This window comes from Peribacillus sp. NPDC094092 (assembly GCF_050279365.1).
Classification (GTDB): Bacteria; Bacillota; Bacilli; order Bacillales; family DSM-1321; genus Peribacillus.
Genome location: NZ_JBNNUC010000001.1, coordinates 1,210,919 through 1,223,451 on the forward strand (window position 1 = coordinate 1,210,919; position 12,533 = coordinate 1,223,451).

At 39.7% G+C, this 12,533-nt stretch carries 9 protein-coding genes; 4 read left to right on the top strand and 5 right to left on the bottom strand.

The window, feature by feature from the left end; all coding sequences use genetic code 11:
• Positions 1-5: 5 nt before the first annotated feature.
• The 3 genes from ACQKNS_RS05770 to ACQKNS_RS05780 form a co-directional block, all read right to left on the bottom strand.
• On the bottom strand, positions 6-1,046 hold the full coding sequence (locus ACQKNS_RS05770; protein WP_427641575.1) for a YkvI family membrane protein: 1,041 nt from the start codon (positions 1,044-1,046) through the stop codon (positions 6-8).
• A 240-nt stretch (positions 1,047-1,286) separates the two neighbouring features.
• Positions 1,287-2,981, bottom strand: a complete 1,695-nt coding sequence (locus ACQKNS_RS05775) for a M3 family oligoendopeptidase (RefSeq protein WP_427641576.1) — start codon at positions 2,979-2,981, stop codon at positions 1,287-1,289.
• 213 nt (positions 2,982-3,194) lie between these two features.
• On the bottom strand, positions 3,195-3,632 hold the full coding sequence (locus ACQKNS_RS05780) for a MarR family winged helix-turn-helix transcriptional regulator (RefSeq protein ID WP_427641577.1): 438 nt from the start codon (positions 3,630-3,632) through the stop codon (positions 3,195-3,197).
• A 156-nt stretch (positions 3,633-3,788) separates the two neighbouring features.
• On the opposite strand from ACQKNS_RS05780, the gene ACQKNS_RS05785 reads away from it, so the two are divergent.
• From ACQKNS_RS05785 to ACQKNS_RS05795, 3 genes are all read left to right on the top strand, one after another.
• On the top strand, positions 3,789-5,285 hold the full coding sequence (locus tag ACQKNS_RS05785) for an ATP-binding protein (protein WP_427641578.1): 1,497 nt from the start codon (positions 3,789-3,791) through the stop codon (positions 5,283-5,285).
• A 142-nt stretch (positions 5,286-5,427) separates the two neighbouring features.
• Positions 5,428-6,651, top strand: coding sequence for an MFS transporter (locus ACQKNS_RS05790; protein ID WP_427642142.1), 1,224 nt, complete (start codon positions 5,428-5,430; stop codon positions 6,649-6,651).
• Positions 6,652-6,765: 114 nt separating this feature from the next.
• On the top strand, positions 6,766-7,497 hold the full coding sequence (locus ACQKNS_RS05795) for a ZIP family metal transporter (RefSeq protein WP_427641579.1): 732 nt from the start codon (positions 6,766-6,768) through the stop codon (positions 7,495-7,497).
• Positions 7,498-7,804: 307 nt separating this feature from the next.
• Here ACQKNS_RS05795 and ACQKNS_RS05800 read toward each other — a convergent pair whose 3' ends face one another.
• Positions 7,805-8,047 carry an aspartyl-phosphate phosphatase Spo0E family protein gene (locus ACQKNS_RS05800; RefSeq protein WP_427641580.1) on the bottom strand — a complete coding sequence of 81 codons (243 nt, stop codon included), beginning with the start codon at positions 8,045-8,047 and terminating at the stop codon, positions 7,805-7,807.
• An 877-nt stretch (positions 8,048-8,924) separates the two neighbouring features.
• A complete protein-coding gene (locus tag ACQKNS_RS05805; protein WP_427641581.1) occupies positions 8,925-11,084 on the bottom strand; it encodes a PAS domain S-box protein in 2,160 nt (719 codons plus the stop codon).
• 276 nt (positions 11,085-11,360) lie between these two features.
• Here ACQKNS_RS05805 and ACQKNS_RS05810 point away from each other — a divergent pair, with 276 nt between their 5' ends.
• Positions 11,361-12,386 (top strand): acyltransferase family protein, encoded by a 1,026-nt coding sequence (locus tag ACQKNS_RS05810; protein WP_427641582.1) that lies wholly within the window; start codon positions 11,361-11,363, stop codon positions 12,384-12,386.
• Positions 12,387-12,533: the final 147 nt, after the last annotated feature.

Consider the following 12,533-nt stretch of genomic DNA (forward strand, 5'->3'; position numbering starts at 1 on the left):
CTTCATTACTCCTTCCCCGCCTTGCTTTTCCAGACCAGCATTAAAAAAAGGAGGCTTATGTATCCAAAAACAGGATAAATATATCCTAGTAACCTTCCATATCCGAATTCACTGATAATCAAAGCTATTAAAAAAATCACCGCTATGATCATCATGCTTGGCAATTTAATATAATTGCTGATTTGCCTCTGTAATCCATATATGTTTCCGATGACCGAAGTGAATATCTCCCCGTAAATCACCAAAATGAACATCCAATATAACTGACTGGCTGCCGTTCTCATAATAACCGCTGAAGGAATTTCATACCTATTCACGTCAGGAAGTGTCATAAGCGAAAAATGCCCCGTCAATAAAATGATCGTCAGGAATATCCCACCAAGAATTGCTCCATTCTTAATGACCTTCTCATCTTGAACTTCATATGCAACCGGAACCAGCACAGCCTGTGCCAAAGCAAGGTTAAAAGCTGTATAGGCAAATGGTGACAAAATCATTTTCACGGTGATCACATCATCAGGAACTTTTGTAAGTGTCTTAAAGAAATCCCCATTGTCCAAAGTCGAGAAAAAAAGGATCAAGCTAAAGCAGATCATGATTGGTACAACAAAAGAGTTCACAGTGAAAACACCGCGCATGCCCATCATCAGGACCAAGGATGCCAGGATGATGGTAGACCAACTCCCTATGCTTTTAGGCACGCCAAGTTGTTCTTCGAAAACGGCCCCTGAACCCGAAATCATGACAGCCGTCACCCCTAACAGCATGATAAGGAAAAAGAAGTTGATGATTCCCGCTACTTTCCTCCCAAAAAGAAATTGATTGAACTCCTCATAAGAAGATGCTCTTATCCTTGAGGAAATGAGCATGATTTTCGTCCCAGTAAAAATGAAAATATAACCCGCTATTAAAATCCCGATAAAGCCATAAAAGCCATAACGGGTAAAAAACTCGACAATCTCTTTTCCAGTTGCAAATCCCGCTCCGACGACTGTGCCCACATAAACTGCTGCAATCTGAAAACTCCCTGACCACCTTGACAGCATACTCTCCCCTCCTCCCTTACATTTATATGTAAGGAAGAGACTTTTAAGACAGCGCAATATTCCTTACGCCTGCTGTTTTTTCCTGTGCCAACATTTTCTCATTGTGAAGTCAAGAACTCGCTATGCATTTCACACTGACGGGCTTAAATCATCATATTTCAAGCCCACACTCCGAACGTATGAAAGATTAAAAAACGCTTGGCATAATCTCCAAGCGTTCGTTTCATACAGCCTAATATATCATAATGCCTGATCATCTACAGTGGAGAGCCATTCGTCTATCACCTTGACAACGGACTCTACAGTACCGTCATCAAATGGGGATTTCAAATTCGCAGATTCAACAAGACCAAGGAACGACTTGCTGCCTCCAAGTTGGCACAGATTCAAATAATCCCCCCAAGCCGTTTCATCTTTTTCAGTCGACCTTTTCCAGAATTGGAAAGCACAAATCTGGGCCAATGTATAGTCGATATAATAGAAAGGTGATTGATAAATGTGGCTTTGCCGCTGCCAATACCCGCCATTCTCCAAGAATTCATTTCCTTCATAATCGCGGTGTGGCAAATACTCCATCTCGATCCTACGCCAAGCCTGCTTTCTTTCAACGGGGGAGGCATCAGGATTTTCATAGACAAAATGCTGAAATTCATCAACAGCTATCCCATACGGTAGGAATATGAGGGCCCCGCTTAAATGGGAAAACTTATACTTTTCCGTATCTTCCTTGAAAAACAGCTCCATCCATGGCCAAGTTAAAAATTCCATGCTCATCGAATGGATTTCACACGCTTCATATGTAGGCCAATAATACTCAGGAATATCAAGTTCACGGCTGCGATACACTTGAAATGCGTGACCTGCCTCATGCGTCAAAACATCTATATCCCCGGAAGTACCATTGAAATTAGAAAAGATGAATGGTGCTTTATAGTCCTCTATAAAAGTACAATAGCCACCGCTTTCTTTTCCTTTCTTCGCCACAAGGTCCATCAGGTCATTATCAATCATATAGTTGAAAAACTGATTAGTTTCAGGCGAAAGCTCCTGGTACATCCTTTTCCCATTTTCGATGATCCACTCAGCATCGCCTTTCGGAATGGAATTACCCGTTCTGAAATGAAAATTCTCATCATAATAGTTCAGTTTTTCCAATCCAAGACGTTTACGCTGACGTTCTTTCAGCCGGGTGACAAGGGGTACAACTTCCTCTTTCACCTGCTTGCGGAATGCAGCAACCATTTCAGCATCATAATCAGTGCGTGTCATTCGATAATACCCGAGTTCCACGAAATTCCGATAACCTAGCGTTGTCGAAATCCCATGCCTCACCTTGACAAGCTCATCGAATATACGATCCAATTCCTCCTGCTTATCTTCAAAGAAACCGTAATATGCCTCACTTGCATTTTTTCTTAACCCACGGTCAGAGGACTCCATAAAAGGCTGAAGCTGCGCAAGTGTTAATTCTTTTCCATCAAATTGAATTTTTGCAGAGGCAATCAATTGTGAGTATTCACTTGATAATTTATTTTCTTTTTGCAGCTGTGGTATGATTTCCGGCGAAAAAGTTTTGAGTTGGGCCTCTGCCAGGTCAAATAGTTGAGTTCCCCATTTCTTCTCAAGCTCCTTACGATATTTCGAGGAAACGAGTTCAGTGTAATATTTTGAAGTTAATTCTTCCATTTCAGGGGAGAAGTCATCTAAATAATCATTCTCAGCTTTATAAAAATCATCTCTGGTATCAATGGAATGCCGTATATAAACCAAATTAAACATCGTACCTACATAATTTCGGATTTCATTAATTTCTTCCATGGCTTTTATTTGCGCATCAGCATTAGCAGCGCCAGTAAACTTTTCCAAAGCTTTCATGAATCGGGTTTTAATTTCATCCATTTCAGGACGTTTATATTCATACTCATTAAATTTCATATGTACGCTCCTTTATAAAAACATTTTTCCAACCTGAGTGACGTTATTCATCGCATTCGTTTTCATGACACATTCACCATTATCGCGGTTATCGTAATATAATTTAATTCGCCACAGCGTTATTAAAAACCTTTATGTCCCCAAAACAAATTCAGAATTTATCAAACATAAAAAAACAGCACCTGCAGACAAATCCGGGTGCTGGTTCTTTAGCTAATTTTGAGCGGAATACCCTATCTTTTTAAGCAATTCGATAACGGTGGCCTTTTCATCGTGCGTAAGTACGCTCATGATATCATCGATTCTTTTTTCATGCTCAGGAAATACTCCCTCAATAAAGGCCTTGCCTTTATCCGTTATTTTTGCAAAGGTTACACGGCGATCCTCTTTACATGCTATGCGCTGTAGATATTCCTTTTTTTCAAGTTTATCGACGACATAGGTAATGCTGCCGCTAGCCAGCAGGATTTTTCCGCCTATTTGCTGTAAGGGCTGATCCCCTTTATGATAAAGTAATTCCAGTACTGCAAACTCAGTTGGATTCAAACCCTCTTCGGCTATATGTTTATTTACCACATCATTAATTGATCGATGGGCTCTAGACATCACTATGAACAGTTTCAAAGACTGTTGGATGTTATTATTCTCCATAACTTCACAACCTTAAAAATTTTTAATTAAAATATCTTGAATTAAAAGTTATTATATGGCATAAAGACTTTTTTGTCAATCTGCCCTGTTAGTATGCACTATTGTTTAATCATTCATTTTGATATACTTGAAAAAAAAGCTAAAGTAGTGACAATCATGAAAACAAGGCATAAATTCACCGCATATCTACTTATTGTTATTTTACCATTAATTATTCTTTCAATCATTTATTGGATGCATTTAGAACGTTCCATTCAGAAAGAAAGACTGGAACAAGCTGAATGGGCGGGAACGGTTTATCAAGAATACATAGATCAAGTTATTAGAGAAACGAAGGAAAACCTTGAGCTGCTTAGCCTTAGCAGTTCCGTGCTTTATATGGATAACGAAAAAACCGAACTTCTTTTGAAATGGATCAAAGATACAGATTCCAGGTATGCCGGAATATATTGTCTCAATCGCGACGGTGTCTCCATTTCAGGGACAAATAAGAATTTCAATCATTACTATTTAATTGAACAGAAGGATATAGAACTTGCAGTAAAAACCCAAAGAGCCGTTGTTGTAGGAACAAAGGAGCTATATAACCCTGCTTACAATTATTTTTCCATTTTTGCTCCCATTCTGGATCATGATAAAAAAGTGCAGGGTTTTTTATTGGCACATATCAGGCTGGATCATATGGAAAATATGTTAAAGATTCTCAGCCCGACTCATACCTTTATATTGGAAACAAAGGACAAAACCCGAATTTTAGATAGAAATGCCGACGGATTCACTGGACATTCTAAATGGGTGGATATCCCTTTGACCGAGGTCGATTGGAAACTGTCCGTAAAAGTGCCCGACAAGATAAACACAAATAACATGAATGTATTTTTAATGCTTGTCTTTTTCACCTTCTTTTTTACACACATGATTTATACCATCATCGAGGAGCTGATCGTTCGCAGGAATACCAAAAACCAAAAGTTACTAAACGAAAGGCAAAAAATAGATTTTGTCGGTACTTTGGCTGCCAGTACGGCACATGAAATAAAAAACCCGCTTACCGGCATAAAGGGGCTAGTTCAGTTATTGGTTGAAAAACACCCTGAAGAACAAGATCAGTTCTATTACTCTGTCATCATGAAGGAAATTGAACGGATCAATAGTATCGTCAGCGAATTTTTGATATTGGGGAAGCCGATGGCCCAGACTTCATCCTTATATGATATTCGCAGTATCATTGCAGAATTGAGACCAATAATAGAATCAGAAGCACGCCACTTCAATATTGAAGTGGAATGGAATATCATAAAGGAGCCGATCCTGGTCCATTGTACAAAGGACCAACTAAAACAAGTCATTCTCAATATTGCCAAAAACGGTTTCGAGGCCATGGAAGTTGGGAAAAATTTAAGGGTTCGAATCCACCATGAAAATGAATGGGCTAAAATCATGATCATCGACGCCGGGCAAGGACTGAGTGAAAAAGAAATAAGCAAAGTGTTCGATCCCTTCTATACATCGAAAAAGGAAGGAACGGGATTAGGGCTATTTGTGTGTAAACGAATAATTGAATCTTTTAACGGTACCATCGAGTTTTCGAGTAAACCTCTGAACGGTACAACCGTAACAATCAGCTTACCGCTGATAAAGGACCATCCTTAGCAATCATTTGAAGAGTTTCATTTTTTTGTGAGGGCCAGTAACGATTCCGGTTTATTTAAAGGTGTTATGCATACGGTGCATGCTTATTGAATCTATTTATGGAATAGGTAAAAAACTTAATCAGGAAGAAGGAAATATACAGATGGGAAGTATCGCTGCCATTAAAACAAAACCGCAAAAACAAGATATGACGCTGAAAATCATGATCATCATTGGCATATGCCATTTAATGAATGATTCTCTTCAGGCCGTCGTACCGGCCATGTTCCCAATCCTCGAAAAATCAATGTCGCTTACATATACACAGCTGGGAATGATTGCATTCTGCCTGAATATCGTCTCATCCCTCCTGCAGCCGGCAGTTGGGTTCTATACGGATAAAAAGCCATTTCCATATGCATTGCCCATTGGATTGACCAGTACTTTAATAGGGGTCATCATACTCGCTATTGCCCCAAACTATACCATTATCCTTGGTGCAGTCATCTTGATGGGCTTTGGGTCGGCCATATTCCATCCGGAAGGCTCCAGGGTTGCCTATATGGCAGGCGGACCAAAGAGAGGCCTGGCACAATCCATTTATCAGGTCGGCGGGAATAGCGGGCAGGCACTTGCCCCACTCATCACAGCCATCGTGCTTGTTCCTTTTGGCCAAAAAGGCGCACTCTGGTTTGCGTTGGTTGCCTTATTGGCCGTGATCCTATTGCTGTATATCGCCAAGTGGTATTCCCAAAAATTAATTCACTTCCAGCCTAAAAAGCTTGCTGCAAAAATAATCAATAAAGAGCGAACCCATAAAGTGGCCAAAGCCCTGGTATTGATTTTATTCATAATCTTTGCCCGTTCCTGGTATGTATCGTGCATGACGAACTTTTACAGTTTTTATTTGATCGAGCAGTATTCGTTCACGATAAAATCCGCACAATTTTTCCTATTTGCCTTTTTGGCTGCAGGTGCTGTAGGTACATTTTTCGGAGGTCCGCTTGCCGATAGATTCGGGCGTAAAAATGTCATTTTCTTTTCTTTCGCTGCCAGCATGCCAATAACCGCAGTTTTACCATTCGTACCTCCTACAGCCGCTTTTATTTTATTATTGATGGCGGGATTCATTATAATGAGCAGTTTTTCCGTCACTGTAATATACGCACAAGAATTGGTCCCGGGAAAAGTCGGAACGATGGCAGGCTTGACAGTGGGGTTAGCCTTTGGAATGGGTGCCATTGGATCCGTTTCATTGGGAGCCATTGCAGATGTAATTGGAATCGAATCCATGATCAAGCTGGTGGGATTCCTGCCATTACTGGGAATCATCAGCATACTGCTGCCGACTGATCTGACATTGAAAAAATGGTATTCAGAAGAATGACTGAAAAATAGTTTTTTCCTGGAACATTTTCATTATGTCTAAATACAATAAATTATTGTTCCACCCAAAAATTCACTAATGGGTAACGATACGTACCATACAAAGGAGAAATTTATGAGTGGAGTTTTATTAGGCAGCATCCTTTCTGCTATGTCTACAGGGTTTGGTGCGTTACCAATCTTGTTCATTCAAGGTTCAATCACACATCGATTCAGAGACACGCTTCTGGCATTTACGGCTGGAATTATGGTGGCTGCTTCGTTATTGAGCCTTATTCCGGAGTCTCTGGCCACAGGAGGGTATATGCAGCTGGTCGTTGGGGTTTTTCTCGGAGTAATGACATTAACGATCATGGAAAAAAACATTCCCCATATCGATCTCAGCCATACGAAAAGTGGCATTCAGTTCGATGAAAAGGCTTTGCTCATCATCACTGCCATTACACTCCATAATATTCCTGAGGGTCTTTCTGTTGGGGTCAGTTACGCCTCTGATACGGCTGATACAGGTAATTTGATCGCTTTTGCCATCGGCCTGCAAAATGCTCCGGAAGGCTTACTGGTCGCCTTGTTTTTAATTAATCAAAAAATCGGTAAACTTACAGCGTTCCTGATAGCAACCTTAACCGGGACCATCGAAATAATTACCGGTTTACTAGGTTTTTATTTAACCTCTTACATCGGGTTCCTGGTTCCATACGGTCTGGCTTTCGCCGCCGGGGCCATGCTTTTCATCGTTTATAAGGAATTGATTCCTGAAAGCCATGGGGATGGTAATGAACGCACATCTACCTATTCCTTCATTGTCGGCCTTTTGTTCATGGTCATATTATTGGAAGTTTTGTAATTCCCGAACTTCCATGGCTGGCTCCATCAAGTGAGTCAGCTCTTACTTTTTATTTAACAGTGCAATCCAGTCAGAAAATATAAGACTTCTAAACCATCCCGATGCCCTGAAGGACACCTTCTGGTGGCCTCCCCTCGATATATGCCCCAAATCCATAGGAAATTCAAAAGATATATTGTCTTGTTTATATAAGTCTTTCATTAATTGTTTTCAGATATGTTTGCAAAAGTTCATTGCAAACATCACACAAAGTTGCTGGTCTCCTTGCCTGCTACTTAAACAGTCATGCATGCATTCAAATCCCCTCTTAAAAGGTAATGTCGTCATTAAAGGGCTGCTGCACAATAACGACCATCTCTTCTCGCTTATTTCTCACTTCCACTGCTGAATGATGTTGAAGGATCAAATACTCATTTATAAGTTTGTCAAGCTGCTCACTTTGACGAAGGGTATACTCATGATTTAGACCATACATTTTGGCCAACTCCATCATTTCCCAACGCTTCATTCGAATCTCAGAACAAATTTCCGTTGCACACCTAGATTTCATAACAACATTCACTACTCCTGCCTTTTTAAAGTTACATTATAATAAAGAAGTATTACAAAATATGCCTTATATGTAAATAGATTCGCAAAAAAAGACAAAACTTCTTAAATTGCGATAATGCTTTACCCACCAGCAGACAGGATATGACGGAAATTTCTAAGCATGAACCTCTTATATGGATCATGACGATTTAAGATGAAGCCCGCTCCGAAAATCGATTCGAAAGTCCTGCAACTTTGATGTGATTCTGATTTTCCGCTTAATTACTTCAGCAGCTTCTCTATAATGGAATTCATGGTTACTACCCTCAATCGTGATTCCAATATAATAAATAAATGATAGAACAAAAAAAGAATCCAATAAAGGATTCCCATACTGTATACAAACCCGAAGAAGTGCCAGTTTGCCTGCAGTTTTTTAGTAATGTACCATTTGTCCACTTCAAGCGGGCGGTCCGGGGGCCTTCTCGACAAGCGCCTGTGGGGGTGTTGGACGCGCTCCGCAGGAGTCTCGCTACTTCCGTTCCAACCGCATTTGTTTAAACCTATTTTTACGAAAAACGGACCAACTATTTTCAGAATCCGCTCCCTTTCCGCAGACTGTCTGCCAAGCCTTTTCGACACAAGCATCCAGCGGACCTAGGCTACCCAGGCATTCGGCAGGAGTGTCGCAAATTTCTTCAATCCATTAGGGGTTTCATCCGTATAAAATAGTAAAAACATAACCAAGTTTTCTATTGAGACCATGGTATGGGATTAGATCATTCCGCCCCCCTTTTTGTCAATAAACGGGGGAATCCAGTAAGGGATCCCCATTAACTAATGAATATCCATGCTTTCTGTTAGCTTTTTAACGGTATAGGGCATTCCCTTCTACATTACTCGAATGGCAAATAAATATGAAAGCTCGTCCCTTTTCCCACTTCACTTTCCACTTCTATATAACCATTGTGCTCCTCAATGATTTTATAGCTGACCATGAGCCCGAGCCCGGTTCCCCTATCTTTCGTCGTATAAAAAGGTTCGCCCAATTTTTTTAGCATTTCCGTTGAAATCCCCATGCCTTTGTCAGTAATTGAAATGCAAACGTATTTCTCTGAAAATCGGCTTGTTTTAATGGAAACAGATCCCCCATCCGGCATGACTTCCAATGCATTTTTGATGATGTTAATGAACACTTGCTTTAACTGGTTCGCTTCACATAAAACGTTACATTCATCTTCTTCAAAGTCTGTCTCGAATTGAATATTTTCCAATAGTGCCTGAGCAGCCAGTAATTCCAGTGTCTCTCTCAATATGGTATGAACATCCTGTTTGAAAACTTTTAGCGCCTGCGGTTTTGCCAGTACCAAAAATTCCGTGATAATGGTTTCGATTCTCTTAATTTCGGAAGTAATTACATGAAAGTATGTGGAAAACTCCCCTTTAACACCATCCTCAAGCAACTGGATAAAACCTTTTAAGGCTGTCATTGGATTCCTGATTTCGTGAGCAATTCCGGCAGCCAGTTCACCAACGACATTCAAAGTATCCGATTTTCGGATTTGTTCCTGCATTTCTAGATTTTTACTCACATCACGGAAAATGCTCAAATTCAAGTTCGAATATAAATTTTTCCTCGTCAAAAATTCAATATGCTTAACTCTTCCATCTTCGTATGTTATCGGAATGATCGAAGAGTAGACCTCATGCTTATAAACATTTTCAATGTGAGCGTTCAAGACAGGAGCATTTTCAGGAATTTTTTCGATGAATCCCTTTACGGATAATGATAGCAGTTTGCGCTTCGATATCTCCAATATTTTCTGACCCGCTTCATTAATATCGGTGAACCCTTCATGATTCCATAAAATCAAACCGTCTAATGTTCCCTCAAAAATCTTCCTGAACTTCTTTTCACTATCCCTTAATTCCTTCTCAATCAGCCAGCGTTCACTGACATTTCGAAAAATCGTTACGTTATATCCGTCACCTTCATGTTTTTTGGCCGTCAATTCAAGCAATTTAATTTGGTTATTAGGCATTTTATAAATCAGCTCACCCCGCACCTGGGTGTCTCTTTCAAACGTGTCCATCATCTGGCCAAAATGGTTATTATTGCTGTACACATATTTCCAGATATGACTGCCGATCAAGTCCTCTCTGCTGGATTCGAATATTTTACATGCTGAATGATTGACCCGAAAAATGATCCCGTCATCATTCCAGAATATGATTGCGTCCATGGACTGATCGAATAATTCGGCAAAAATCCGTTCGCTCGTCTCTAACTTTTTTTCTATTATATTTGATTCTGTAATTTTCCGAAGCACCGACATATATAATTCATTTCCTACCGTTGAACTTATCGAGAAAGTGAAATGATGCAGTTCATCCCCAACCTTTATCTCTACCTCTCCTTTGAAGTTCGATTCATCAAAGGCTCTTTGTATGCTCTCATCCCAATACTCCCTATATTCTGGGGATATGAGGTCCCTCATATCCTTACCGACAATCTCTTTTTTCGGAATGCCCAAGACATGGATAAAGGCATGGTTCACTTCCATTATTATTCCTGAACTGTCGAATAGAACGATGCTTTCTATGGCTGTATCGAAAATGTCCAAAAACATTTGCTTTGACACCCTTGTTTCCCTTGACGAAGAAACATCCAATGACACATCCCCCAAACGGTAGAACTGCTGGCCTTCGAAAAGTGAACCCATACGTATAAACTCTATTTGCTTAAGGACACCGGTATGTAGCTGGATAATTTGCCTTTCACTTTCATTCGAGGTTTTTAGGGAACTTGACACTTCCTGGTTATTTAAAGGGATGACATCTAGAAAATCAGTTATTTTCATGGACTCCAGCTGCTCTTTCGCGGTTTCCAGCAGGGCACACGCGGCATCATTGGCATAAGTGAGATGCAGTTCCTCATCAACCCTAATATAAGGCTCTGACATCGAATTGAAAATGTTCAAGAACCCTTCGATCTGTTTATTCAATTTTAAAATTTCTCGTTTATATTCCGTTTCATTCGCATAATCGACTTTCATAGTAACCCCCCTCATCAAAACCCATACCTACCAAATTTATTCGACATCCATCATGAATTTCCTCGGTATTTTTCAAAAATCGGCGCAATCATCCTATTCCAAAATTATCCTATATATCAAATTATAGTATATTGAATACTATAAAACTTAGCGTTAAGCTTAATTTAAGGTTTTTATAATAAATTTAATAAATATTGATTTAGTACAAGGTATTTAGGGTATATGAAATAACAATGCTTTCTAGCTACCTTAAAAATTTATTAAATGGAGGCAACGATGAAACAACGTGATTTTTTCTTCGATAACGCCAAGTTCATTCTCATGGCCTTTGTCGTCTTTGGACATTTGCTGAATACGTATATACATGACAGTGAAACGATATACGCTTTATATAAAACCATTTATTCCTTTCACATGCCTGCCTTTATCCTTGTTTCAGGGTTCTTTGCGAAAGGTTTTTATCAAAAAGGGTATTTAGGTAAAATCACTAAAAAACTGATTTTGCCCTATATCATTTTCCAATTGATATATACCGTTTACTACTATTTCTTATATGAGCGTTCTGCCATCACTGTAGACCTGCTTGACCCGCAATGGTCGCTATGGTTCCTAGTCAGTTTATTCTGTTGGAACATCATGCTCCTTGGTTTCTCAAAGCTGAAGCCATCAGTAGGCATAGGTTTATCTTTTTTAATCGCATTATTGATTGGATATATTGACAATATCTCCAATTATCTTAGTCTCTCCAGGACATTCGTTTTTTTCCCGATGTTTTTGATCGGGTACCATTTAAGCAAGGAACATTTAAAAAAACTATTCACACCCAAAGTTCGTTTGGCTTCACTTAGTGTCATGTTAGTGATCTTTATCGGTTTTTATCTAAATGCCGATATCAATTATAAGTGGCTGCTCGGTTCGAAACCATATGCCGAACTTGAAGATGCGACAATCGTGTCCATGTTTAAACGCCTTGGATTTTATGGATTGAGCATAATTTCAGTGTTCAGCTTCCTTTCGTTCATCCCACGCGGACAATATTTCTTTACGAACTGGGGTAAACAAACCCTTTATGTCTATCTGCTGCATGGTTTCTTCATTCGATTTTTCCGTGAAAGCTCCATCCAGGAATACTTCAGCAATACAGAGAGCTTTATCATGCTCGCCGGCCTCTCTTTCTTGATCACCGTGTTATTATCAAGTGAAATGATCGCTACCATGGCGCAGCCGATCATCGAGTTGAAAGCGACCAAGACAAAACGTTTCATGACTAAAACGAAAGAGTATATTAAACAAGCTTTTTAAATAAAACGGATGGAGCATTTTCTGCTTTATCCGTTTTTTCAAATTCCATCTCATTTCGACTTTCGAGCTGAAAAGATTCCCCTTAATCCCATAACTCATTTTTCAAATGGAGCACGCTATGGTAAAATTACTCGTTAGTGCTTGTTG

What these genes read in the sequence shown, in the direction of transcription:
- ACQKNS_RS05795 (WP_427641579.1), top strand. Translation starts at nt 6,766, where the DNA reads ATGAGTGGAGTTTTATTAGGCAGCATCCTTTCTGCTATGTCTACAGGG.
- ACQKNS_RS05770 (WP_427641575.1), bottom strand. Translation starts at nt 1,046, where the DNA reads ATGCTGTCAAGGTGGTCAGGGAGTTTTCAGATTGCAGCAGTTTATGTG.
- ACQKNS_RS05790 (WP_427642142.1), top strand. Translation starts at nt 5,428, where the DNA reads ATGGGAAGTATCGCTGCCATTAAAACAAAACCGCAAAAACAAGATATG.
- ACQKNS_RS05800 (WP_427641580.1), bottom strand. Translation starts at nt 8,047, where the DNA reads ATGAAATCTAGGTGTGCAACGGAAATTTGTTCTGAGATTCGAATGAAG.
- ACQKNS_RS05785 (WP_427641578.1), top strand. Translation starts at nt 3,789, where the DNA reads ATGAAAACAAGGCATAAATTCACCGCATATCTACTTATTGTTATTTTA.
- ACQKNS_RS05780 (WP_427641577.1), bottom strand. Translation starts at nt 3,632, where the DNA reads ATGGAGAATAATAACATCCAACAGTCTTTGAAACTGTTCATAGTGATG.
- ACQKNS_RS05775 (WP_427641576.1), bottom strand. Translation starts at nt 2,981, where the DNA reads ATGAAATTTAATGAGTATGAATATAAACGTCCTGAAATGGATGAAATT.
- ACQKNS_RS05810 (WP_427641582.1), top strand. Translation starts at nt 11,361, where the DNA reads ATGAAACAACGTGATTTTTTCTTCGATAACGCCAAGTTCATTCTCATG.
- ACQKNS_RS05805 (WP_427641581.1), bottom strand. Translation starts at nt 11,084, where the DNA reads ATGAAAGTCGATTATGCGAATGAAACGGAATATAAACGAGAAATTTTA.